This window comes from Novosphingobium malaysiense (genome assembly GCF_000802225.1).
GTDB classification, from domain to species: domain Bacteria; phylum Pseudomonadota; class Alphaproteobacteria; order Sphingomonadales; family Sphingomonadaceae; genus Novosphingobium; species Novosphingobium malaysiense.
Genome location: NZ_JTDI01000005.1, coordinates 152,272 through 176,032, shown reverse-complemented (window position 1 = coordinate 176,032; position 23,761 = coordinate 152,272). Strand labels below are relative to the sequence as shown.

23 protein-coding genes are annotated in these 23,761 nt (G+C 62.4%); 12 read left to right on the top strand and 11 right to left on the bottom strand.

Annotation, left to right across the window (positions count from 1 at the left end):
- Positions 1 to 135 precede the first annotated feature (135 nt).
- The 3 genes from LK12_RS16530 to LK12_RS16520 form a co-directional block, all read right to left on the bottom strand.
- Positions 136 to 1,299, bottom strand: a complete 1,164-nt coding sequence (locus LK12_RS16530) for a hypothetical protein (protein ID WP_231568390.1) — start codon at positions 1,297 to 1,299, stop codon at positions 136 to 138.
- A 144-nt stretch (positions 1,300 to 1,443) separates the two neighbouring features.
- On the bottom strand, positions 1,444 to 2,262 hold the full coding sequence (locus LK12_RS16525; protein WP_039286403.1) for a helix-turn-helix domain-containing protein: 819 nt from the start codon (positions 2,260 to 2,262) through the stop codon (positions 1,444 to 1,446).
- Between the two features lie 149 nt (positions 2,263 to 2,411).
- Positions 2,412 to 2,831, bottom strand: coding sequence for an aldehyde dehydrogenase family protein (locus LK12_RS16520; RefSeq protein ID WP_039286402.1), 420 nt, complete (start codon positions 2,829 to 2,831; stop codon positions 2,412 to 2,414).
- On the opposite strand from LK12_RS16520, the gene LK12_RS25195 reads away from it, so the two are divergent.
- Complete coding sequence (locus LK12_RS25195) at positions 2,804 to 3,121, top strand: AMP-binding protein (RefSeq protein WP_231568389.1); 318 nt, start codon at positions 2,804 to 2,806, stop codon at positions 3,119 to 3,121. The genes LK12_RS16520 and LK12_RS25195 overlap by 28 nt on opposite strands.
- Positions 3,122 to 3,385: 264 nt before the next feature.
- Here the strand turns inward: LK12_RS25195 and LK12_RS16510 are convergent, their stop codons facing one another.
- Genes LK12_RS16510 through LK12_RS23895 form a run of 3 tightly spaced genes read right to left on the bottom strand, consistent with a single transcriptional unit; the run spans position 3,386 to position 5,731 of the window.
- Positions 3,386 to 4,477 carry a DUF2332 domain-containing protein gene (locus LK12_RS16510; RefSeq protein WP_039286398.1) on the bottom strand — a complete coding sequence of 364 codons (1,092 nt, stop codon included), beginning with the start codon at positions 4,475 to 4,477 and terminating at the stop codon, positions 3,386 to 3,388.
- Entirely contained in the window at positions 4,477 to 4,896 is a 420-nt protein-coding gene (locus LK12_RS16505; protein ID WP_039286395.1) for a cupin domain-containing protein, read from the bottom strand. The genes LK12_RS16510 and LK12_RS16505 overlap by 1 nt, the downstream gene beginning before the upstream one ends.
- Positions 4,897 to 4,912: 16 nt before the next feature.
- The gene (locus LK12_RS23895; protein ID WP_052223503.1) at positions 4,913 to 5,731 is read right to left on the bottom strand and encodes an alpha/beta fold hydrolase; all 819 of its coding nucleotides are present in this window, start codon (positions 5,729 to 5,731) and stop codon (positions 4,913 to 4,915) included.
- Between the two features lie 71 nt (positions 5,732 to 5,802).
- Between LK12_RS23895 and LK12_RS16495 the strand changes: the two genes are divergently transcribed.
- Complete coding sequence (locus LK12_RS16495; protein ID WP_039286393.1) at positions 5,803 to 6,510, top strand: TetR/AcrR family transcriptional regulator; 708 nt, start codon at positions 5,803 to 5,805, stop codon at positions 6,508 to 6,510.
- A gap of 8 nt (positions 6,511 to 6,518) precedes the next feature.
- Here LK12_RS16495 and LK12_RS23890 read toward each other — a convergent pair whose 3' ends face one another.
- Both LK12_RS23890 and LK12_RS16485 read right to left on the bottom strand, forming a co-directional pair.
- A complete protein-coding gene (locus tag LK12_RS23890) occupies positions 6,519 to 7,439 on the bottom strand; it encodes an isocitrate lyase/PEP mutase family protein (protein ID WP_197063557.1) in 921 nt (306 codons plus the stop codon).
- Complete coding sequence (locus LK12_RS16485) at positions 7,436 to 8,800, bottom strand: MmgE/PrpD family protein (protein ID WP_052223501.1); 1,365 nt, start codon at positions 8,798 to 8,800, stop codon at positions 7,436 to 7,438. Before LK12_RS16485 ends, LK12_RS23890 begins: the two co-directional genes overlap by 4 nt.
- Positions 8,801 to 8,951: 151 nt before the next feature.
- Between LK12_RS16485 and LK12_RS16480 the strand changes: the two genes are divergently transcribed.
- The 7 genes from LK12_RS16480 (at position 8,952) to LK12_RS16450 (ending at position 15,430) form a co-directional block, all read left to right on the top strand.
- Positions 8,952 to 9,848, top strand: a complete 897-nt coding sequence (locus LK12_RS16480) for a TauD/TfdA dioxygenase family protein (protein WP_052223500.1) — start codon at positions 8,952 to 8,954, stop codon at positions 9,846 to 9,848.
- Between the two features lie 176 nt (positions 9,849 to 10,024).
- Positions 10,025 to 10,264 (top strand): hypothetical protein, encoded by a 240-nt coding sequence (locus LK12_RS25190; RefSeq protein WP_039286391.1) that lies wholly within the window; start codon positions 10,025 to 10,027, stop codon positions 10,262 to 10,264.
- A 286-nt stretch (positions 10,265 to 10,550) separates the two neighbouring features.
- Positions 10,551 to 11,573, top strand: coding sequence for a ketopantoate reductase family protein (locus LK12_RS16470; RefSeq protein WP_039286389.1), 1,023 nt, complete (start codon positions 10,551 to 10,553; stop codon positions 11,571 to 11,573).
- A gap of 197 nt (positions 11,574 to 11,770) precedes the next feature.
- Positions 11,771 to 11,977: an SDR family oxidoreductase gene (locus LK12_RS16465; protein ID WP_039286387.1), complete on the top strand. Its 207-nt coding sequence runs from the start codon at positions 11,771 to 11,773 to the stop codon at positions 11,975 to 11,977.
- 162 nt (positions 11,978 to 12,139) lie between these two features.
- Complete coding sequence (locus tag LK12_RS16460) at positions 12,140 to 13,354, top strand: thiolase family protein (protein ID WP_039286385.1); 1,215 nt, start codon at positions 12,140 to 12,142, stop codon at positions 13,352 to 13,354.
- Positions 13,355 to 13,356: 2 nt separating this feature from the next.
- Positions 13,357 to 13,770 carry a Zn-ribbon domain-containing OB-fold protein gene (locus LK12_RS16455; protein ID WP_039286383.1) on the top strand — a complete coding sequence of 138 codons (414 nt, stop codon included), beginning with the start codon at positions 13,357 to 13,359 and terminating at the stop codon, positions 13,768 to 13,770.
- Positions 13,771 to 14,128: 358 nt separating this feature from the next.
- A complete protein-coding gene (locus LK12_RS16450) occupies positions 14,129 to 15,430 on the top strand; it encodes a glycosyltransferase family 4 protein (RefSeq protein ID WP_039286381.1) in 1,302 nt (433 codons plus the stop codon).
- Here LK12_RS16450 and LK12_RS16445 read toward each other — a convergent pair.
- Positions 15,417 to 16,400: a glycosyltransferase family 2 protein gene (locus LK12_RS16445; protein WP_231568388.1), complete on the bottom strand. Its 984-nt coding sequence runs from the start codon at positions 16,398 to 16,400 to the stop codon at positions 15,417 to 15,419. The two genes, LK12_RS16450 and LK12_RS16445, sit on opposite strands and share 14 nt — an antisense overlap.
- 155 nt (positions 16,401 to 16,555) lie before the next feature.
- Here LK12_RS16445 and LK12_RS16440 point away from each other — a divergent pair, with 155 nt between their 5' ends.
- Genes LK12_RS16440 through LK12_RS16430 form a run of 3 tightly spaced genes read left to right on the top strand, consistent with a single transcriptional unit; the run spans position 16,556 to position 21,481 of the window.
- Positions 16,556 to 17,710, top strand: a complete 1,155-nt coding sequence (locus tag LK12_RS16440; protein WP_039286858.1) for a glycosyltransferase family 2 protein — start codon at positions 16,556 to 16,558, stop codon at positions 17,708 to 17,710.
- The gene (locus LK12_RS24285; RefSeq protein ID WP_082010566.1) at positions 17,707 to 19,695 is read left to right on the top strand and encodes a glycosyltransferase family 2 protein; all 1,989 of its coding nucleotides are present in this window, start codon (positions 17,707 to 17,709) and stop codon (positions 19,693 to 19,695) included. Before LK12_RS16440 ends, LK12_RS24285 begins: the two co-directional genes overlap by 4 nt.
- Positions 19,688 to 21,481, top strand: a complete 1,794-nt coding sequence (locus tag LK12_RS16430) for an ABC transporter ATP-binding protein (RefSeq protein ID WP_039286377.1) — start codon at positions 19,688 to 19,690, stop codon at positions 21,479 to 21,481. The genes LK12_RS24285 and LK12_RS16430 overlap by 8 nt, the downstream gene beginning before the upstream one ends.
- On the opposite strand, the gene galE is transcribed toward LK12_RS16430, so the two are convergent.
- Both galE and LK12_RS16420 read right to left on the bottom strand, forming a co-directional pair.
- The gene (gene galE, locus LK12_RS16425) at positions 21,464 to 22,459 is read right to left on the bottom strand and encodes a UDP-glucose 4-epimerase GalE (protein WP_039286375.1); all 996 of its coding nucleotides are present in this window, start codon (positions 22,457 to 22,459) and stop codon (positions 21,464 to 21,466) included. The genes LK12_RS16430 and galE overlap by 18 nt on opposite strands.
- Positions 22,456 to 23,433, bottom strand: coding sequence for a UDP-glucuronic acid decarboxylase family protein (locus tag LK12_RS16420; RefSeq protein ID WP_039286372.1), 978 nt, complete (start codon positions 23,431 to 23,433; stop codon positions 22,456 to 22,458). Before LK12_RS16420 ends, galE begins: the two co-directional genes overlap by 4 nt.
- Between the last annotated feature and the right edge of the window lie 328 nt (positions 23,434 to 23,761).

The following is a 23,761-nucleotide window of genomic DNA, read 5'->3' as shown; positions in this document are numbered from 1 at the left end:
CGAAAAAGACCATCCTGTACTTTATATATTCTATTTTCTATACTGAAATAAGAAAAAATGGAGACCTCATTGTCACGATCGGCAATTTAGGTTGACTGTGCCCGTCTTCGCCCGCCGCTTTTCCTTCCTTGCCAGTCATGCCTGCTGTCGAAGATGATGGGTAGACCGATCCGTAAGAAGCATCGCGTCCGGCAGAGTCGAACGCTCCATCATCCCCGATGCTTCCTCATCCCCCCAGCGGTAGGTTGCATGGGACTGTGCGACGATCGGGAAATCGGGCGGCACCTGAATCATGCTGCGCGATCGCACGTTGACGTAGGATTGCCCATCTATCGCGATGCGCCGGCCGTCGAGCGTTTCGAGAACCAGCGGGACATGCTCGTCGCCGGCCACCAAAGTATGCATCCAGGGGATGGATACGGGACGTGCCGGGACGAGCTTGCCTTCGCTGTCGAAGACATAGCCTTCGGCATAGCTCGGCTTGCCATCCTTGCGAGGCGGGAAGGCGTTGAAACCGAAGGCCTTGCCGCTGGGAAACACCGCCGATTGCCAGCAATGGCCCCAGAACGTGCCGAGCCGACGGATTCCCTGGCGGCGAATGCGCAGAGCCTGGCCTTCGAACGTGAACTCGCCATCGCCCACGCGCAGCGTCCCTTTGGCGCGGCAGAGCTGTTCGTAGCGCGGGCTGATCATTTCCCCCTGCTTGCCCTTCATCGCCTCTTTCGCGGAGGGCAGCATCGAGCCGGGGACCCAGGGCGGCACGCATGGCATGAGATCGACCTTGCACGATACCGGGTGCTGCCGCGTTGCCGCCGCATCGGGATCGTCGATCAGTTGCTGGGCCGAAAACAGGCCGGCGGTACCGTCGAAGGCGGCGGTCCAGAGCTTGAAGGGCTCGACGCATTCGAAGCGGGCAGGGCCGGCCCCGCGCACCATGGGATCACCCGCTGCATTGAGCGGCGAATGGATGGGATCGGCCTCACTGCGGTAGCTGAACACGCGCCCGTCCGAGAGTGCAAGATCCAGCCAGACCGTCTGCTTGTCCCAACTGGCGCCGACCGCCTCGACGCCGATGCGCATGCCGAAATTGCCGTTGGCCTCTTCAATCCAGACATTGACCGCGTCGCGCATTTCCGGGTCGGAGGGCCGTTCGGCGAGGACGAACTCACGTTCGATCGGAAGGCCGCCCGTAAGATCGACATTGGCGGGCTTCGGCTCCTGCCCGAGCAGCCTGCCGGGCGTGCCGAGCAATGCCCCCGCGCCCGCAAGCGTGGCCATCGTGCCTCTCCGTGTCTGCATCCTGTCTCCCCAGCGTCGCTTGCTTTTTCGCGGTATCGCTGGCGTCAGGCTAGGGAGGGGATGACGAAGCGTCGACGTTCAAGAATTGACGATTTGGGCCAGATCGTACCCATTTGCGCCACGCACGATGCAATGCGCTCCCGGTTATTCGCGGACCTGCTTCTGGAACGCGGCCGGTGACAGACCTGCCATGCGCTTGAAGGCACGCGAGAACTGGCTAGGAGAGGCAAACCCTGTTTCGAAGGCGATCTCTTTCACGCTCATGCTCGAGGCGACCAGCAGCTCTCGCGACTTGGCGAACTGGAGTTCGGCCGCGAACTGCGAGGGCGATTTTCCCGTGGCGGCATGAAAGCGGCGAAGCAGCGTCCTGCGACTCATGCGGCAGATCTCCGCCATTCTGCTGACATTCGGGCCGCCGCCTCTACACGAGAGTACGTAGTCCTTGATCTGGTCCAGATCCGCCTTGCCGATCCCACCGCTGGCCGACTGCGCGGCCTTCTCCTTCAGCACATCGCGAAGCAGCTTGATGACCAGAATTTCCTTGCAGGATTCCAGTAGAGCCATGGAGGCAAAGCCAGGGGAAATCGCCTCGCGGCAAATCATGCCGGCGATTTCCACCAGAGAGGGGTCCCAGAAGAACTCCTGACTGCCGGAAGCAAGGCTGAAATCGATGCGCTTGTCCTCGAGAAACATAATGACCGCCTCAACGCCCTCGCCATCGGACTCGAATTCCCGCTGAAATGACCTGGGCAGGAAATGGAAGGATTCCGACAGAGGAAAACCGGTGACCGCGCGTGCATCGCCTGCCCTTGCTGCAGGACGTCGGCGGAACCGGCAACTCAGGATGTTGGCCGGTACGGCGACTGTGTCGCAGTATGGGCTGACCTTGTGAAATCGACGCACTTCCGTGCGCATCCCCTCGATTTCAGAGGCACCAAGCAGGTCATACGAATGTGCCCACATCATTCTCACCCATGAATTTCTATATGCGAATTTCGTAGCACTGGCCGGCAAACCGGGCAACGAATGCAATTTGGACCAGCCCTCAGAGCCCAAACACGGTAGTGGTGCCCCGAACGCAAAGCCGAACGTCAGCTTGCGCGATCATCGGCTCATAGCCTCACGACCACCGCCTTGGTGCGCAGGTAGGCCTCGATCCCTTGCCAGACGTATTCTGTGCCGACGCCCGATTGCTTGAAGCCGCCGAAGGGTATCGCCGGGTTGAAAACGTTCTGGCAATTGACCCAGATCGTGCCGGCATCGATCCGCCCTGCCAGCCGACGCGCACGGCTGAGATCGTTCGTCCAAATGGCACCGGCGAGGCCATAAGGCGTATCGTTGGCCTCGCGAACGACGTCATCCTCCTCATCGAAGGGCATGACAGTCGCCACCGGACCGAAGATTTCCTCGCGATAGAGCCGCATGTCGCGCCGCACGTTGCAGACCACCGCTGGCTCGAAGAAGAAGCCCGGTCCCTCGACCGGCTTTCCTCCGGCGACAACGCTTGCCCCGGCGTCGATCCCGTCCTGCACCAGCGCTGGCCGGCGCGGTTGCCGTCTCGCTCAGCACCTTCTCCACCCGCGGCGAACTGATCCGGGAACACCCTACGGTCGACACCGACTGGGTGGTGCCGATGGCGTTCGGCGCTACGGAGACAATGACGGTCTGCACGGGCATGCCGACAGGCACGCCCGCAGAGTACTGGGCCGGAAGCGCGGGCAAGCAGCATCCGGGCAATACCCTCAAGATCGTCGATCCCGTCACGCGCGAGCCGGTAGCGCTGGGACAACTCGGCGAAATGTGCATCAAGGGCCGACCCTGAGGAGCAGCGCGAAATTCATCGCACCACGGTCAAGGGGCCGCTTTGCCACGGATGGTGGGAAAAGCCTGTCGAGGACGCTGTCGCCTAAGGCAACGCCAGATCTCTTAGGAGCATTGCTGGCGTCCCACTGACTGCGCTGTTCGCTCAGACACCAGTCGCAAACAGGCGTGAAATGCGGTTTGAGCCGACAGTTCACGCCTGTTTCGGCGATCGCTTATCGGAACCTCAACCGCATGCGCCAATCGCCGATTGCGAGCCAAGCCTTCATTCGTACCATTCTATGTTGCCATATTCTGCGTCGGGAGTGCCGACCGCCCGGCTTTCGACTTGCCCGTTGCGATAGTGCATAATCCTTATTTCGCCTGATTTTTTCGTCGCCGACGGAGCCACGGCGCCGTTTCCGTCCTGGCCCTTCTGCCAATCGTCGAACGTATCCGACGGCTCGATCGCGATCCGCCAGAATTCGCGCGTGGCGGCATGGTCGAGCAGCACCTTCTCGAAGGCTTTTCGCGCCTCCACGGGCCAGTAGAACAGACAGGCGGAATGAAAGACGCATAGGGGATCGGGTGTATTCGCGAGCGCATCGGCCAGCATCGCAAGGCCATCACCTTCGTAAAAGGTAATGTCCGTTTCGGCGATCACGTCGAGAGCTGCGGCGAGGTTTTGCTGTTCCTTGCGCAATTCAGGAAAGCAGAGCGCTAGAAGCCACCGGCGATCCTCTTCCGATCGTGCATCGAGGATATGCAGGTCGATCCCTGCACGCTTGCCAATGCGGGGGATGAACAACTCTGGTCCGCCGCGCAATTCTCCCTGCAGGACAACCGGCGCCTCGGCGGCGCCAATGCGGCCTTGCGTGTTCAAGCGATAGGCGAACTTATCGAATGCTAGCAGCACGCCCGCGCTGCACCCGACCTCGACGAGATTGAGGGGCTCTCCTGCGGCGCGGGCAACGACCGTCATAGGCGGAAGGATCGCCCGGCAACGTTCGGCGTATGTGGTTTGCACCGAGCGGGTTCGAAGCAGCTCAAGCAGTTCCGGCCGGTGCTCGCGGCAGAACCGCGCCAGTTCCGGATAGGCGCCCTCCGGAGGCAGCGGCGCTTCGCACAGGGTGCCGAAATACCGAGCCAGCGGATCGGAGGAATCGCCCAGCAACAGGTAGTGTACAGCGCTGAACAGGTGCGCGGGTCTTGCCCCGGCCATTGCGTGGCTTGCCAGTTCGATCATCTCCACATCATCTGGCACGTGGCGGCAGAATTCGGAGAACAGGTGGGCGCCCATTACCGCAAATATCCTTTCGCTGGCACGGAACGATGCGGCGACGACCTCGGGGCTCTCCACAAGCGCAGACGCGTTCATCAATGCGACACCGAAGTATCGACGATCTTGCGACGGCCGGGAAGGTGGAACGAGTTGTCGATGTGTCCGCGGAAGTTCAGGAAATGGAGCCCCTCCGGTCCGGCGGTGAAACCGTAAAACACCCCGCCGCCAAGGTAGACCGTCGTTCCCGCCTTGAGTTCGCGGTTGTTGATGAGCATCGAGCCTTCGAGGATGTAGATCAGTTCATCCTCATCATGGCAGTGCAGCTCTGTCACTTCGCCCGGATGGAAGCGCAACTCGACCAGCTGGAGTTCGGTTTCGCTTCCCGGTTCGCGGATCTTGTAGGCGCTCCACGGCCCGCCATCGGGCTGGATCTGTCGCGACAGATCGGTCTCGACGCGCTCACCCGACACTTGCCATGGCTTCTCTTCGGGGGTGGTAATCCGGACTTTCGGCATGGTCTCTCTCCCTTGGTTATGTGGTCTCGCGGATTTTGGCAGCGAACGCCTGAATCATGTCCGCGACGGTTTTCGGCCGCTCCAGCATGGAAAAGTGGCCAGTGTCAGCAAGCAGCCTGACTTCAAGTTGCGGCACGGCCGAGCGCAGGAAATCGAGATAGGGGGTGCTCTCGTCGTGCGAAGTTAGCGATCGTCGCGGCGTTGCCGGATCGTGATACGTGCTCTGGATCGCAAGCAGTGGAACCGTCCCGGCCAGCGCGGTGAAAGCCGTATCGGCGCGCTCCATATCCCACTGCCGCATGGCGTCGACACAGGCCTGCATCACCGCCGGAGAGGCCGACGCCATGCGACGGCGCACGGCATCGCGGACATCGCTGCTGGCATGTGGCCCGATCGTCTGATCGATCACGGCGTCGAGGCTCATGGCCTCAGGCTTTACGTCTGGCGGCGGGGCAGCGTTTCCTCCGTGCCCGCGACTTCCATCGAGCAGCACCACGCCGCCAATGGTTTCGGGCGCTCGCGCTGCCACCTCTGCGACGATCCGCGAGGCGAGGCTATGGCCGACAAGTACCGGCCGCTTGCATTCGAGAGCCTTCAACAGCGTGAGAAGGTCGTCCGCCCAGCCCTCGATCGTGCAGCCGGCCATGTTTCCGACTGACCGGCCGTGCCCGCGCAGGTCGGGCGTGACGACACGGTGACGGGCAGCGAGCAGCGGGGTGAGCCGGTCCCAGTCGCGATGGTCGCACATGCCGCCATGGACGAGGATGATGGGCGGATCGCCGGTGCCGGAAACCATGTGGAATATGGTCGTATCGGGAAGCGTCAGCGTGGGCATGGCGATGCCTCCGGCAGCTTGACTCGACCGGGCAAGTAAGTCGATCCTGCCGTCCGGGAGAAACGCGAAACATGGCGAGCAGGGCCGAGACAGGTAAGCTGGACGAAGTGACGCTGGGGATCGACCCCTTCACCGCGCTGCTCGTCAAGGACGAACCGGGCGGTGGCCGTTCGCTGCGCCGGCAACGCAGGCGCCGGGCGATGGCGTTGGCTGTTACCCGAAAGGTCCTCGCCGAATCTCCCGAACAGTTCACCATGCGCCGGGTAGCCGAGGAATGCGGGGTGACCGTCCAGACCCTGCGCAACGGTTTCGGCCGTCGAGAGGACTTGCTGGTCGCCGCGTTCAATGACCACACCAGCGCGGTATGGCGCGCGCTTGACCGCACGTCGCGCGGCCCGTTCCTGTTTCTCGACCTCGCGCTGGTCTATCATCGCTGTGCCGCGCAGACGCCGCATTTCCTGCGCGCGATGGTCATGTGCGCCATGGCGAGCACCCGGCCACTCGCACTCGCGCAGCGCCATGGCGCCACGATCAAGTCTGCCCACCTGCGGTCGCTGGCCCAAAGCGGCACGCTGCGCACAGGCGTCGATGCGCAGGCGCTGGGCGCGCACATCACCCGGCTCAACACCTTCATGATGTACGAGTGGGCGCAGGGTGGCACTGCGGCGGAATTGCGCCGGGCGATGATCGACGGCAATCGCCTGCTGCTGATGGGGGCGCTGACGGGGCACGCCGCAGCCGACGTGGAGGCGTGGGAACCAGCCTGCCTGGATGGATAGCGGGCCCATCAGCTGTCCTTGTCCGTGCCGAAGCCTCGCTCGAACGCGAGATGCTCCTCGATCCCGAGGATTCGCATGATGCCCCCCGGCGCGGGCACCAAGGGAGGATTGGCGTCGCGGTAGGCTTGCTCGCTCCCGGTCTCGCGCAGCGATGCATAGGCCGCATGCATCGCGCTCGCCGCAGCCTCGATCGGGCCGCCGGTCAGTCCGACCACGCTGTAGCCGATCTCGCCCATGTCGCGCGCGGTGTAGCCTTGTGGGATCATCACTGCCTTCACGGGCCCATCGATCGCAGCCGCCAGGCGAGCGAAGACGTCCATTTGTCCGTCGGCATCCAGGTCACCGATCGGTCGGCCATCGACCAAGAAGCAGATCGGCATGGCCATGTCCGCCCCGGCCGCCAGGTAGCGATTGCTGCGCTCGATCAGGTCGGCGAACGATACGGTGTCGGCGTCCGAGCGGGCGATCACGAGGAAATCCGGATCGCGTCGGGCGGCTAGGGCTGCACGAATGCGTACGAGCTGTTCCTCACACGATACCAGGCTGCGGCCCTCTAGAGCCGGGCACCGCTTGGGATTGGCCTGGTCCTCGATCTGGATTCCGGCAATGCCGGCAGCTTCCATCTCGCGCACCAGCCGCGCTATGTTGTGCACGCCGCCGAATCCGGTTTCGCCGTCGCAGGTGACCGGTAGATCGACTGCGCCCGCGATACGCCGCGCCTGATCGACAAGTTCCGAAAGCGTCAGCAGCCCGATGTCGGGCTTACCCAGTAGTGCGGCCTCGACTCCGAACCCACTGATCGCAAGCGCCTCGAACCCCGCGTCCTGCGCCAATCGGGCAGACAGCGCATCATGGCACCCCGGCGTGACAAGGCACTGGCCTGATGCAAGCAATGCCTTGAAGCGCTTCCCGGCGGATACCGCGTTCACCATTGCGCCAGCTCCTCGCGCATGTCGGAAATATTCCCAAGCCGGTGGAGCGAGCGGAGCACGCGCTCGGGCTCGGCCACGCCGCCGTGGCGGGCGCAGTCGAGGAACTTGGCATCGAGTTCGTCGTCACTGAGCGGCAGTCGGGCATGTCCGCGTGGACGCCGGATGGGCCCACTGTCGATCGTGCGGCCATCGTGCGTTTCGATCACGACGCGATCGCATCTTGCCATACCCGGCTGGTCGGGACAGTCGCCCGCGATCGTGTCGATCCGCGTCAAACGACAGAGTGCCGCGACATCCGCGCGCTGCACGAAGGCGTCCGTCAGCTGTGCGAAACCGACTTCCCTGTCGATGATGGCCGCGGCAAGATTGTGTTGCAGGCTGAAGCGCGCTTCCAGTCCGTTGGCGGGGCTGGCGTTGTTGATGGTAGCTGCGGGTGCCGGGCCGACAGATGCGGTAATTGCCAACACGTCCTTGGCCGTGAAACCCTCGCGTTCAGCGATCGCGAGGGTCGCGTCGATCGCCCGGTGCGAAGCATAGCAGACCGGGTAGCGTTTCACGGAAAGCCCGTCTTCAAGGAACTGCCATGTGTCGGATGCAGCCCGCATCGGTGTATGGCAATCGACATTGCCCCCCGATGAGATGCCCTGGAGCAGTCCGTGCTCGCTCTCGAGCGCCTCGTCCGATCCAGTCAAACCGGCTTGGGCGAGCGCTACCGCTTCGATGGCCGATGCTGCGGCCCGCCCAGCCTGTAGCGGCTTGGCGTGCGTGCCGAAGCTGGCGATCAGCCCGCCCGCGAAGCTGGCCGCCAACGCGATGGCATTGCTGCTGCCCTTGGTGTCGAGGCCATGCAGTCGGCAGAGCGCTGCTGCCGCGGCGACAACGCCCAACACCGAGGTCGGATGCCAGCTGCCCATATGATAGGCGCCGGTCTCACGCCGGGCGAGATCGGCCCAGACTTCCTGTCCGACGGCGCAGGCATCGAGCAGCGCCTTGCCCGAAGCGCGCAGCCGCTGAGCCTCGGCAAACAGTGCGGGAACGATGACCACGCTGGGGTGTCCGTGCCGGGCAACGTCGTCATAGTCCAGGACATGGCCGGCCATCCCGTCGGCCAGCGCCGCGTCGGGCGCGCGCAAGATTCGCCCCAAGCCCAGCGAGAGGGCTTCCCGACCGCCATCCAGCGTCGCTCCCAGCAAGGCAACGGGCGGCTCGCCGCGTCCGGCTAACACGACTCCAATCGTGTCGACGATCGCGCGACGGGCAGCTTCGCGCGCGAGCTCCGGAACAGCGGACGCCGTGGCGAAGCTTGCAAGCTGCCGCGTCAGCCCATGAACTTGCGATATTGCCGGGGTCGCATCCATTACCGCCTCCTTGTTGCGACTACGCAGTTTGAACGCCAGAGCGCGCACGCCGGAAATTTGCTGTTCGCGCGGGAATGCAAAACAATAGTCGCCGCGCGCTGACGGCGAGCGGTGCTAGGGACGTGGGCCAGGGAGCCTGGATGGAGCGCCAATGCCGATAGAATTGAGTCCCGTAACCTCCGATTTCACCTGCCGCGTGACGGGCATCGATCTGCGCCAGCCGCTGTCTGCCGCCGACAAGGAGGCGATCGTGGCGGCGAGCGACGCCTATGCCGTGCTGGTCTTCCCCGAACAGCACCTGTCCAAGGAAGACCTCGTGGCGTTCGGCCATGCCTTCGGCGAAGTGGACACGACATTGCAGAAGAAGCTGATGCACCGCATCCAGAACCGGCTGGGCACAGAAGAGGTGACCGACATCTCGAACCTCGATGCAGAGGGGAACGTTGCCGGACCGGATCACTGGCAGACCATCACCACGGTCGGAAACCGCTTCTGGCACTCGGACGGTTCGTACAAGCACACACCGATCCGCTACTCGATCCTAAACGCCGTAAGGGTCGTTGAACATGGGGGAGAGACCCAGTATGCCGACTTGCGTGCTGCCTGGGATGCGCTGGACGAGGCGACAAGGAATCTGGTCGCCGACAAGGTGGGCATCTTCTGGTCTCACAACACGCGCGACCAGCTCAAGATTGCCGATTCCGAAGAAGAGCGCGCCGCCTTTCCCAAGACCCGATGGCCGCTTGTGCGCACGCATGCCGGCTCGGGCCGCAAGGTATTGTGGTGCGATAGCAAGGTCTGCGCGATCGAGGGCATGTCGGTGCCCGAAGGCCGTGCCCTGGCGCATGAACTGATCGAGCACATCGGGCAGCGCGAGCGGGTCTACAGCCACAAGTGGCAGACGGGTGACCTCGTGATGTACGACAACCGCGCCACCGTCCATCGCGGCCGCCGCTTCGATCATTCGCAACACCGCGAGATGCGCCGGGTCGAAACGGTGGACGATTCCCAGTCACTCGGCCCGGCGCCGGATCAGAACATCGTCTAAGCTGGCTTCGGCTGGGGAAGTACAACTGGCAAGTGAAATTCCCCGCTCAGGCCCTGCGCTACAAAAGTGTGCGGGCAGACTTCGCGTTTTAGTCCGACGAGCTCTCTGCCCGGTGAAGTCGCAGCTTATTTGGCCTGACTCGGCCAAGACACGGGCGATCCCCTTGCCACCGCGCCTTGTGCAATCCGCAGCGGTTTCGTCCACAGTCCCCGGAAGATCGTGACTGTCAGTCGAAGGAGCCGCATCCCGTCCTCGGCAAGGATGTTGTCGACAAGAATCTTTCCGATCGCCTGGAAAGTGATTTCCAGATCGGCAGATTCCGCGACCCGCAGTCGTTCGGCCGGAACGACCCATTCATCGATCGCGAGATTGATCGCCGCAAGGTAACGGCCTTCTTTCCCCCATACCGCTGGTAGATGGTCCGTTTGGCGATGCCGGCTTCGGAAGACAGGGCATCAATCGTCGTGCCGTCGAAACCGCGTTCGGTGAACAGCGTAAAAGCACTTCTGAGGAACTGCTCGTTGCTCAGCGACGGCCTGCCCCACGGCGTTGCGTTGCCGCTTCGCGCTGGTGGCCTTTTTCTTTCTGCTTCTCACGGTCCATCAATTGCTCCAAAAGCACTTTCATAGAAGGTTTTCTTCGGGGGGACCGCCGAAAGGCGGATAAAACGCAATACGCACGGCATGCAGGGGGAGCGTGAACATGAATCCGTCGGTTCTGATCGTGGGGGCAGGCGCTCTGGGCCTTGTTACCGGCTATCACCTTGCGCTTGCCGGAGCTCAGGTGACCTATCTCGTCAGACCTAACCGCATGGCCGCCCTGGCAGATCCGCAATTGCTGTACTGCTACGACGATCACCAGCTAAAATCGTTCGCCGATTATCGAGCCTGCGCGAGCGTCGAGGATGCCACGCAGTCCGAGCACGATTTTGTCATCGTCACCATGGACGGCGCGACGTGCAGAGGCGAGGAAGCAACCGCTTTGCTGCGCGATCTTGGTCATGCGATCCGGACCACGAATGCGATTGCCGTCATCAGCGGTGTCGGCGTGCTCGACTATTGCAAAGACGTACTGGGATTGCCTTCGGATCGGGTAATGGAAGGGACGATGGGGATTCTCGCCTACCAGTGCGATCGGACCAAAATGCCCATCATTCCGCCGACGGATGCCGGCAAGTTGTCGCAGGCTTCCCTTGCCTATCGCCACGTCGGCAAGAATCCGGGATTCATGGCGATAAAGCCGCCCAAGCGATCTGCGCGGGCCTTCGCCGAACTCTATAACCAGTGCGGGGTTTCCCGGTGCGCGGTGATGGATGCCAAGCTATTTGCGACTTTCGCATCCTCTATCTTCGTGACGATGGCGATGTTCGATCTCGCCGGATGGCCCGATGCGGCCACACTGGCGCGGGACGAAGAACTGATGACGCTGGGCGCACGAGCGACGAAGGAAGTGATGCGTCTGTCACGGCACGGCGTTGCCGGAAAGCTGGGTAGCCTGCTTGTTTCGGCAAAGTCCCTTGCGAGGACCAACGCCAAAATGGAACGCGATTGTCTGCCGGTGGACTATTCCGCGTTCAATGCATTCCATCACGGCGGCAAGGTCCGTCAGCAGGACCTTGCCTATTTGCAGGCATGCCTGAATGCCGGGACGAGGGAGGGACGGGCGATGCCAGCGCTTACCGAACTTGTACGGCGCTACGAGGCAAAAATCTCCGCAGATGACTAGCCAGAGGTTTGCGACCCGTAACCACCGGCTGGCCGGGAACGATCAGGCACCCTCCTCCACTCCGGCAATGGCGGTGCGGTGCATCATCCGGCCGGAATCGGGTGAATAGGGTATGGCCCGATGCGTGGAACTGGCCCGTAGCGGAGTCACACCGACTGCACGCTCACCGAAGGATTCCAGAACCGACCTTGACGCACATGGCGGAATGCTTCGATTGGCCAGACGACCTCGAAGAACGCGAAGCGCGATTCATGGCGCTGGACCTGTTCAATTGCACCACGACCAAGTTCGGTCGCCCGGAGGACATCGGGGCGCTCGTGGCTTTCCTTGCGAGTCCGCTCGCGGCATTCGTGAACGGCGCCAACTACCGCATCGACGGCGGCCAGGTCGAATCGGTGACTTGATCTGTGCGGGTGCTCTGAAAAACGCCGGCCGGAAAAATCATTCAAACCCGCACGTGGATTGAACTAGAGAAGTTCCCGACAGTCAGGCGAAACTCACCAGGGCCCGAGACTTCAGGGCATGACGACGCCGGCAACCGAAACAGAAAAAGAGATCCTGACGCCATGTCGAAGACAGCCGTTCCTCCCACCGTTCCGGAACTGAGCCGCGCGGCATCCATCGTCGGGTTGGGCGAAACCGACTACGGTGACGATTACAGAGCGCAACGCAACCAGCCCGAAGGATACACGCCGCCCACGCCGGAAAGTCTCACGAAGATTGCATTCGCGCGTGCGCTCGAGGATTCCGGACTTAAGCTCGGTGATATCGACGGTCTGGCCGTCTCCTATTTATACGGCGGCCCCTCACCTGCCGAAGTGGCGACGATGCTGGACCTTCGCCTCCGGCATACCATGACCGTGCACGGCATCATGGCCGGCCCGATTCCTCAGGTCTGCGCGGCCATTGCCGACGGCAAGTGCGATACCATGGCCGTTGTCTACGCTGTCGCGACGCGTTCGACCGGCCGGACGTTCGGCGGCATGTCCGCGCATCCGGACGAGGATGCAGTTCCGCCCTCATACTATTACTTCAACCCCTGGGGGTGGAGTTCGCAGGGCGCACACTGGGCCTTCTGCTGGCAGCATTACCGGCATCGTTTCGGACGGGCGGAGGAAGACCTGGGCCAGGTAGCCGTGCAGTTGCGCAAGAATGCCATGGCCACCCCGCAGGCGGTAATGCGAAAGCCGATGTCGATCGAAGACTACATGGCCTCGCGTTTCATCGTGAAGCCGCTGCGCCTGTTCGACATGTGCCTCGTCAACGACGGCGGGATCTGCTTCATCGTCACCCGCGCCGACAAGGCCAGGGACTGCGCGCAGCCGCCGGTCAGCGTTGCCGGTTGGGGCAAAGCCAATGTCAAGATGGACAAGCTCGATACTCTCATCAGGCAACAGTTGCGCCCCCAGTGCCAAGCTGCAGGCGAACAGGCGCTGCAAATGGCAGGCTTGTCGCTAGGCGATGTGGGGCACTTCGAGGCCTATGACGCCGCCACGATGCATTTGGTCAACCATATCGAAAGCCATGGCTTGGCCGAGCCGGGCACGGCGCTGGACCATTTCGCCGCCGGCGATTTCGCACCGGGAGGCCGGCTTCCGGTCAATACCGCTGGAGGCATGCTTTCGGGCAGTTACATGCACGGCTGGAACCACGTTGCCGAAGCCGTGCACCAGTTGCGCCACGAAGCCGGGGAACGGCAGACGCCGGGTCTCGAAGTCGCAATGACGTCGCTTGCGCAGACAGATCAGGTCCATCCGATCATCTTCACGAGGGGAGCATGACAATGGCCCATAGAAGACCGGACCGAACGCTTGGCCCCGGCCACGACGAGTTCTGGGCCTGGTGCGACAAGCAGGAACTGAGGCTCCCAAAATGCCAGGCCTGCGGCAAACTCGCCTGGCCCGTCACGCCGCGCTGCCAGCAGTGCGATGCGAGCAAATTCGTCTGGGTGCAGCTTTCAGGCCGCGGCTCGATCGTAAGCTGGGGCACATTCGTGCAGGACTATTATCGTGGTCAGATGGCCACACCGTACGATACCATCCTCGTGGAACTCGAGGAGGGAGTCCTGTTCATCTCCAATCCCGACGGCTTCGGGGAGCAGGACATTTCGCCCGGCATGGAAGTTTCTGTCCGGTTCATCGACTGCGAGGATTCGGCCGGCCCCTTCCGCCTTCCGGTCTTCTGCAGGTCGTCCTGATCGCGATGCACGTAGGCGCCTGGCACGCGTCCGGGGCGAACACCTCGGCCGACGAGCGTTAGACGATCCTGGTCAGCTATTATTCGAGCGACTTTGCTCGCCAGCGCTCCCGGTTGTTCCGTCATGCGGCCCAACGACGTTCGCAAATACGAAACGTCGCACGCATCGCCCGCCACGTCGCGAAAGATGCGCCTGAAAGCGTGGATTCATATCCGGGGTTTAGGGCAAACGATTGCCGCCTCGATAACCTGCCTGAACGCCAGAGAAATGTCCCAATAAAAGCCACATAGTAAATTAGTTAATGCACTTACCCTACTTGCTGATACTCTCAGCGGCACGATACGGATGAGGAGGCCATTTGCGGCTGCTTCTGATCAATCACCGGTACTTCGTCGCAAGCGGCGCTGAGCGGTATCTGTTCAACATCGAACGGATACTGCAACGCGCCGGGCATGAAACTGCCGTTTTTTCGATCGACTACGACGAAAACGAAGCAAGCCCCTGGTCCGACTACTTCGCGTCGCCGATCGGCGGACCGGAAGAAGTCTATTTCGACGAACATCGCAGAGATCCCAGGACTTACGCAAAGACCGTAGGCCGCCTGTTCTATTCCCGGGAAGTGGAACGCGATCTGGCACGCCTGATTGAGGACTTCCGTCCGGACGCCGCATACCTGATGCTTTTCCTGCGCAAACTTTCTCCATCGGTCCTGGTCGCGCTTCACAATGCAGGCGTACCGATCGTCGTGAGGGTTTCCGACTACGGATTCCTGTGTGCGGAGCACCACTTCCTGCGCAATGGCAAGACGTGCACCCAATGTCTTGAAGGACGGCTGCTTCCCAGCGTCATCCATGGCTGCGTGCACGACAGCCACGTCATTTCGCTGCTGGACGCCGTAGCCACTTGGCATCACCGCAGGCGTGGCTATTTCGACCTTGTCGATCGCTTTGTGACCACCAATCCGTTCCTGACAGACATGATGATCAAGGGCGGTTTCGCGCCCGAAAAACTGAGCTGCATTCCCACCTTCGCGGACGAGGCGATCTTTGCTGCGGCGGGCGGCTCATCAGACTACTTGCTCTATGCCGGCAGGCTCGATCCGTCGAAGGGACTGGAAACGTTGATTGCAGCCCTGGCACTGCTCAAGCGACGCTCGAACATCCCTGTGCCTTCGCTGCGAATAGCCGGCGGACCGCAATACGAAGAATACCAAAGGACGCTCGTCCGGCATGTCGAAAAGGCTGGCCTCAGCGACGAAATTCGTTTCGAAGGCGCCGTGGGACCTGACGACGTTGCAGAATTGCTGGGCGGAGCGGTCGCGTCGGTCATTCCCTCGCTCTGGTTCGAGAACCTGCCCAATTTCTATCTTGAAAGCATTTGTGCTGGCGTGCCGGTGATAGCGTCGGACCTTGGTTCGCTTGCCGCCGCGATCGAAGATGGTCATGACGGCCTGCTGTTTCCGGCCGGCGATGCCGCAGCCCTGGCAGACTGCATCGAGAGGCTCCTGTCCGAACCGCAACTGAACGAACGGCTGCGCCAAAACGGCCCCTTGAAAGCGCGTGAGAACTACTCCGCGGAACGGCACTTGGAATTGCTGACGAACCTGTTCGAAGAGGTAATTGCTGCCCATGAAGGGGCTGCTACCGTCAAAGCGGATTGAGCCCTGCAAAATCGCCGGCGGCCTGCCCCTGGTATCCACCGCTGCGCCACAGACGGCCGATTACGCCCTTGAATGCCGATATCGGCAGGGATCCGACCATAGCCGCAAAGAATAACGGATCGTACCGGACGATCGAGAGCCCCAGCCTGGCGACATCCTGCTTTCGCCCCAGGCGGATTGCCCGGTGGAACAGAAGACGGCTCAGACGATTTCGTCCCGAGCGAAAAGCCTTTGCCAGCTGCGGATGAGCAGGCAGCAGGTCTGCGGTGCACAGGTCCCTTGAACGGAGCATCTGCAGCACGTCACTGGACATGTTGTCGTCGAGATCGCGGTAGCCGGTCATCGGTGCGGGCACGACGCCGAATTGGCTGATCGCGGCAATTTCGAAATAGAGCTTCCAGTCCTCGCAGCCCTGCCCGCCACGCCCTCGCAGTGAGGGGTCGTAGCCGCCGGTGCGATCGAACACGTCCCGCCTGATCAGGGCCGAGCTCCCGTTGCCGATGAAATTCCGGTAGGCGAGCGCAGCCAGGACATCACCTTCATACCGCGGGTCGTGGCGCAACTGCACAACACGTGATTGCCCGTCGATCAGGGCGAACCAAGTATAGACCAGGCCGACGTCCTCGCCACCATCACGAAAGACCTGCAACTGCCGCTCGATTTTCGCCGGATGCCAGAGGTCGTCTGAATCGAGAGGCGCGATGAACTCGCCGTGCGATGCCGCAACCCCGGCGTTGCGCGCAGCCGCCACCCCGGCATTGGCCTGCGTGACCAGGCGGATCCGACTATCGGTAGCGGCATGGGCCCTGACGATTTCCGGGGTCTCGTCCCTGGAGCCGTCGTCGACGACGATGATCTCGAGATTGCCATAGGTCTGTGCGCTTGCGCTCCGTAGCGTTTCGCCGATCGTCCTGCTGGCGTTGTAGGCCGGTATGATGACCGAAACGGTGCTGTCCATGGCCGTTTTCAAGAGCGTCTTCCTTGCACTGATGTGGCAGACTGCCCCAAGGATACGGGCGGCGATAGTTCCATTCGCCCCAAGATTCCAACCAGCTACCGCGACTCGGGATTGTGCACTCGCAACATTCCAGCATTATCCAGCGGTAAACAACACGGGTGATCCCCATGGCGCGTATTGCCATCGAGCACATCGACGCATCTTGCGCGCTGCCTGAGCTGGCACGCGAAACGGCCCGCACGCTGATCGTTTTCTGGTGGGGGGATGTTCCCGTTGGCCAGGTAATCGACGAAGGGATTCCCGGTGAGCGCATCGACCTGGAACGGCACTGGGCAGAGTTCGCCCACTCTCCGGCCTGTCAGCGCGCAGCAAGCCGCTCTGACCACCTTCCGCGCCCCCCGCTCGACGTCTCCGTAGTGATATGCACGCGCGATCGCCCCGACGCGCTCAAGACAGCGCTGGAGTCCCTGGCACATCAGAGCCTCAAGCCGCGCGAAGTGATCGTTGTCGACAATGCGTCCGCCGACGCGCGAACGCGCGAAGTCGCGGAAGCGGCCGGGGTCCGATATGTTCGCGAGGATCGTCCCGGTCTTTCGTTCGCCCGGAACAGCGGCATTCACCAGGCTGCCGCGGATATCATCGCCTTCACCGACGATGACGTGGCCCTGCATCCGCGTTGGCTGGAGCGTCTCGCCGGGGCGCTTTGCAACAGCAAGGCCGTCGCCGTAACCGGCCTGGTCCTGCCGGCCGAACTGGAGACCGAAGCCCAGCAGCATTTCGAGACGTTCTGGAGCTTCAACCAGGGCTACGAACCGATCGAATTCGACGCCGGCTTCTTCTCTGCGGACAAGGGTTCCGGCGCTGACGTCTGGAATATCGGCGCCGGGGCCAACATGGCCTTTCACCGACGGGCTTTCGACGTGGCTGGGTATTTTGACACGCGTCTTGGCGCCGGCGCGGCGGGATGCTCCGAGGATTCGGAGTTCTGGCACCGCATACTCAGCCTGGGCGGGACCTGCCGATACGAACCCTCGGCGGTGGTCTATCATTTTCACCGGCGCGACATGGCCGGGCTGCGAAGCCAGATCTATCAGTACATGAAAGGCCATGCCGCCGCCCTGCTCGTGCAATATGAGCGCACCGGCAACCGCGGCAGCCTGCGGCGACTGCTCTTTCTGCTGCCTGCCTACGATGCCCGGCGAGTCTGGCGAAAGATCCGGTACGGCGCGCGGCCGGAAAACCGCTTCCTCTGGCAGGAGATAGCCGGGATAGTGGCAGGCATCGGGTACTACCTGCACCGCGGCAGGGCGCGGACCCCATGAAGCCGGTTTCCGTAATCATCCCCGCGCGCGACGCCCAGGCCACGCTTGCCGACGCGCTAGACAGCCTTCTGGCGCAGGATCTGCCCGATTGGCAGGCCATTATCGTCGACGACGGTTCGAGCGACGCCACGGGAGCGATCGCGGCCGGTTACTGCGAACGCGACCCGCGCTTCACCCTGGTCGCAGCGGATGGCCTCGGGGTCTCGATGGCGCGGAACGAGGGCTTGCGCCACGCTGAGGGAGAGTCCGTGCTGTTCCTCGATGCCGACGACTGGATCGTGCCCGGTCACCTATCGCGAATGGCAGCGGCGCTGGATCACGATCCCGATGCGGATGCGAGCTATTGCGGGTATGTGCGCGTCACGCCGGCGGGTCAGGCATTCTTGCCGCGCTTCGACCCGCGAGTAGCGGTGGAGCCGCGTAACGTGCTGGCACGAAGCAACCCGCTGCAACCCAATGGTGTGCTGGTAAAGCGCAAGCAGTTGGAAAGCCTTGGTGGCTTCATTCCCGGACTTCGGACCTGCGAAGACTGGGACCTCTGGCAGCGGCTGGCGCGGGGCCGTGGCAGGTTCGCGCCTGTTCCTGGCCTTTACGCCCCCTATCGGCTGCGGCCGGGCTCGGCCTCGGCCAATGTCGAGCAGCTGTATCGGGACGCAACCGTCCTTCTCGAGAACGGCGATCCCGACAAGGATGCGATGAACCTCGCCTGGTTCACCTTGTGGTGCCGGGGCGTTGCAGCGGGCCAGGACCGGCAGTTCGCCGAGGATGCATCCGCCCTGCCCGCCATCCCGGTGGGACCGGACGAAGTGCGCTCGACCGCTCTGTCCATAATGGAGGCGCTGTGCACTGGAGCCTGCTGCACGCCCAGCCGGATCGCGCGCAACTGGACAGGCAACGAGGAACGCATTGCATCGCTTCTGCAAGCGAGCGTTGAGCCCGGCGGCCATGACGCAGTCCTGGATTGCGTCGCCGATTTGCTCGGCATCGATCGAGCCAATCGGGCGGATCAGGTGAGCGTCGTCATCCCCGCCTTCAAAGCTACAGAGACCATCGGCGAGACACTGCAGAGCGTCCAGACGCAAACCCACGCTTCGCTGGATATCGTCGTCGTCGACGACGGGTCTCCGGATGGCACGGCAGAAGCGGCACTGGCCTTTGCTGCGCATGATCCCAGGATTTGCGTGATGGGACAGGCCAATGCCGGCGTCGCTGCGGCACGCAACCTGGGCTGGAAGACTGCTGCATCCGATTACATAGCCTTCGTGGACGCCGACGACCTGTGGGCGCCCGCCAAGGTCGAACGCCAGCTTGCGGCCCTGAAGGCCGAAGGAGAACAGGCAGGGCTCGCCTATACCTGGTATGCACGCATCGACGAAGGCAGCCTGATTACCAGCCGAAGCCACAAGCCGGACGCGCGGGGGGATGTGCTGCAGGCGATCTTCCTCGGTAATTTCATCGGGAACGGCAGCGCAGCGCTGATGACACGCGCGGCTCTGGAGCATGCCGGCGGCTTCGATTCCACCTTGCGCGCACGCGGAGCGCAGGGCTGCGAGGATTTCTCCATCTATTTCCGCATAGCGGAGAAGTACCGCTTCGCCCTCGTGCCCGAACCCTTGACCGGCTACCGGGTCATGGCCGGCAACATGTCGAGCGACATGCTGCGCATGCTTCGTTCCTTCGATCTGGTAGTTTCGGAAATGCTCGAGCGACACCCCCAGCATCGGGCGGACGTCATGGCCGGCCGCCGCTACTATCTGGAATGGAGCCTGCTGACCGCTATCGAACGCGGCGATTTCAAATCCGGGTTCAAACTCTTCCGTGCCTATCTGCGACAGAGCCGGCGCGACGCCGTACTTCTCCTGTCGAAGATGCCGCGCGCCATGCTCCGCGGGCTGCGACTACGCATCGTCGGTGCCCCCCGCCGGCGGCGGGATTACGCGCCTATCCGCTTCCCGATCGGCCACTATGAAGAAAGCCATGGCTGAAGCGGACAGCAAGAACCGGGGCGGAAGAATTGCCGCGCTCAAGGATCTGCGGGCACTCTTGGCCATCGTTCCGGCCGCCAGGCGCAGTGCACCGCTGCTCGTCGTGCTGGGCGTGATCGCCTCGCTGGCCGAAACCGCCGGCATCGGCCTGGTCATCTTCTTCCTTTATGCGGCGCTTGGCCAACTGGACGATCCCGGCGCGGTTACACACGACTTCGGTCATGCGGCGGCCTGGATACTGCAGACCCTGGGTGGTCCTGTCCAGCTTGCCGCTGCTATCTTCGCGCTCATCGTGCTGCGCGGCGTGATCGCCTATGTCTACAAACGCGTTTCCATGGGGCTCGGAGCGCGCATCAGCGAGATCGCCAGAAACACGATCCACAGCCAGTACCTCGACGTTTCCTACGACTTCATCCGCCGCCGCGAACAGGCCGAACTGATGGAAGTGCTGGGCACGGATAGCTGGGCCGTCGCCGCCGCCTACAATGCCTTCACCCGGCTCATCATCAACATCTGCGCGATCGGCGTCTTTGCGGCCTTCCTGCTCCTGTTGTCCTGGCGGATCACGTTGATCGCTGTTTTTTGCGCGGCCTTGGTATCGCTGTTCCTGGGTCGCCTGTCGCGGCCGGTGACACAACTGGGCGCGTCGGTGAAGGCGGAACATCAGTCCATGGGCGCACTCATGCTGATGACGATACAGGGGATGCGCGCGATCCGCGCCTACAGCCGGGAGAAGGCGCAGCATTCCGCCTTCCTCAGGTCATCGGCTGCCGCCCGGCAGAGCCTGGTGCGGATGGAAAAGCTTTCGGCAGCGATAAATCCCGCCACCGAGATCGGGTACCTGGCGATCATCTGCCTGATCGTCGGCGGCGCCAGCATGCTTCGGGTCGACTTCCATGCGACACTGACAATCGTCGCGCTGCTCTATCGGCTGCAGCCGCACCTCCAGGAATTCGAAAACAACTCCCTGTTCCTCGCGCAATCCGCCCCGCAACTGCGCTCGGTCAGGCACATGATCGCGCCCGAGGGCAAGGCGTTTCCCGATCCAGGGACCCTGCCCATGCCGGCCCGCTACGAACGGATCGCTTTTCGCGACGTGACGTTCGCCTACGATGGGAAGCCTGCTCTCGACCATGTAAGTTTCGAAATTCCCCACGGAAAGACGACGGCTCTGGTCGGTGCCAGCGGGTCGGGAAAAACGACCATCGTGAACCTTCTGCTACGGCTATATGAGCCCGAAAGCGGGGATATTCTGCTCGACGGCACGCCGCTGGGCCACATTCGCCGCGAGGAATGGCTTCAGGGGCTGGCCGTCGCCGGACAGGATATCGACGTGGTCGAAGGCACCTTGCGCGACAACGTACTCATGGCCCGGCACGACGCCGACCAGTCGGCGCTGGCGGACGCATACCGGCTTTCGGGTCTTACCGAGTTGCTGGCCGGGCTGGAATATGGCGACCGGAACTGGATCGGACAGCAGGGCCTCAATCTTTCCGGCGGAGAAAGACAGCGAGTGGGTCTCGCCCGCGCTATCCTGCGGGCCCCCGACTTGTTGATCCTCGACGAGGCCACCAGTGCGCTCGACACGGCGCTGGAAGCCCGCATCCGCACCGCACTGGACAAGAAATTTTCTGGCAAGACCGTGCTGATCATCACCCACCGTCTGGAAACGGTGCGCCATGTAGATCACGTGATCCGCCTGAATGAAGGTAAGATGCTGGGAGAAGGCACGCCTGAAGACCTTCTCGGACCGCTTTCAGGTTCGCCGCTAGCCGCTATGAACTAAATTGCTCTTCTGGTGCCAGGCAACGGCGGTGCGCACGATCGTCTCGATATCCGATACTTGAGGAGCCCAGCCCAGTTCGCTGTGCGCCTTGGCAGCGTCCGCAATCAGCACCGGCGGATCGCCGGTGCGCCGCGGACCGATCTGCGGCGGTCGCTTCACCCCGCATATCTTCCCGACGGCACGTGCAATCTCGAGCACCGTGGTGCCTTGACCGGTGCCCAGGTTGAACGGGTTGAAGCCGCGCCGATCCAGTATCCACTCGGCTGCGAGCACGTGCGCCGAAGCCAGATCCTCGACATGGATGTAATCGCGCACCGCGCTGCCGTCCCTCGTGTCGAAATCGGTACCGAAGACGGTAAAGGGGCGATCCTGCGAGAGGGCACCGGCTATGGCCAGCGGAATGGCGTGGGTTTCCGGATCGTGACATTCCCCGATCTCCCCCTCCCGATCGCATCCTGCAGCATTGAAATACCGCAAGGCGACGCTGTCGAGCCCATGCGCGGCGGCGTAGTCGGAAAGCATGCGCTCGACCATCAGCTTCGACCAACCGTATGGGTTGACCGGCCACTGCCGATGATCCTCGTCGATCGGCAACTGCTGCGGAACGCCGTAAGTGGCGCAGGTGCTCGAAAAGATCAGTTTGGATACACCTGCCGCCCGCATCCGGTCGAGCAAGGTAAAACTGCCGATACTGTTGTTGTGATAATAGATTTCGGGCTGCTGCACCGATTCCCCGACATAGGCGAAGGCCGCAAAATGGCCGACCACGTCGGGCTTGTACCGGGCAAAAACGGCATCCAGCATTTCTGCATCCAGGATGTCGCCTTCGACCAGTGGCCCCCACTTGACCGCGTCGGCATGGCCGCGCGAGAGGTTGTCCAGGGTGACGACATTCCATCCGGCCCGGGCAAACGCCTTGCAGCAATGGGATCCGACATAGCCGGCTCCACCGGTTACCAGTATGGTCCGTGCGCTCATGCAGGCACTCCGCCCAGTTTCATCAGATTGCGAAAATAGGCCACGGTGCGGACCAATCCGTCCTTCAGCGGCACTTCCGGCTGCCAGCCCAGTTCCTGCCGGGCCAGGCTTATGTCGGGCCGGCGCTGTCGAGGATCGTCCTGCGGCAGCGGCCGATATTCCAGCTTGGACGAGGAGCCCGTCAGTTCGATAACCGCCTCTGCAAGCTCTAGCATCGTGAACTCGACCGGATTGCCGAGGTTCACGGGCCCAGTGACTTCATCCGGCGTTTCCATGAGGCGGACGAGACCGTCGATCATGTCCTCGACGTAGCAGAACGAGCGCGTCTGCTGCCCGTCGCCGTAGATCGTGATCGGCTCGTCCCGCAGCGCCTGGATGATGAAATTGGAAACCACGCGGCCATCGTCGGGCTGCATGCGGGGGCCGTAGGTATTGAAGATCCGCGCCACCTTGATCGGCAGGCGGTGCTGCCTCCGATAGTCGAAGAAAAGCGTTTCGGCACACCGCTTCCCTTCGTCGTAACAGGAGCGAGGGCCGATCGGATTGACGCGACCCCAGTATTCCTCTCGCTGCGGATGGACTTCGGGATCGCCGTAAATTTCGGATGTGGAGGCCTGCAAGATCCTTGCACCGGTACGCTTGGCAAGACCGAGCATGTTGATGGCACCGTGCACACTGGTCTTGGTCGTCTGGACCGGATCGTGCTGGTAATGAATCGGACTTGCCGGACATGCGAGGTTGTAGATCTCGTCCACTTCCACATAGAGCGGGAACGTGACGTCGTGGCGCAGCAATTCAAAACGTTGATGGCCGAGCATGGAGGCGATGTTATCGCGCGTTCCGGTGAAGAAGTTGTCGGCGCAAAGGACATCGTAGCCTTCTGCCAGCAGCCTTTCACAGAGGAACGATCCCAGGAAACCGGCCCCTCCGGTCACGAGCACGCGTTTCCTGCGCAGTAGCTGCCGTTTCGCCATCTTCTAGGAGTGTTCCAATCGACACTGAAACGGCGCCCCGAACCATTCAGGTTAGCCGAAAAGCTAATTTTACCGCAAAAGGCGAACGACCAAAGCACGGTCAGACAAAGCGTGGCGCATTCGCGGCAGGCAGCGCGAAACGGGCCGCTGTCTTTCGCTGTTTTTATCGCGCAACGAGTGAAATTGCGGAAAAGACAGGCAAAACCGAGCGCGGGCTGGCACCACGCCTGCTCGAATCCGAGCGTTGGCCGTTTCTGTGCAACGGGTCGTCGCTTCTTTTCGCAAATGCAGCATTCCGTTGTGGAATCACCCTCAGGAGACTGCTTAG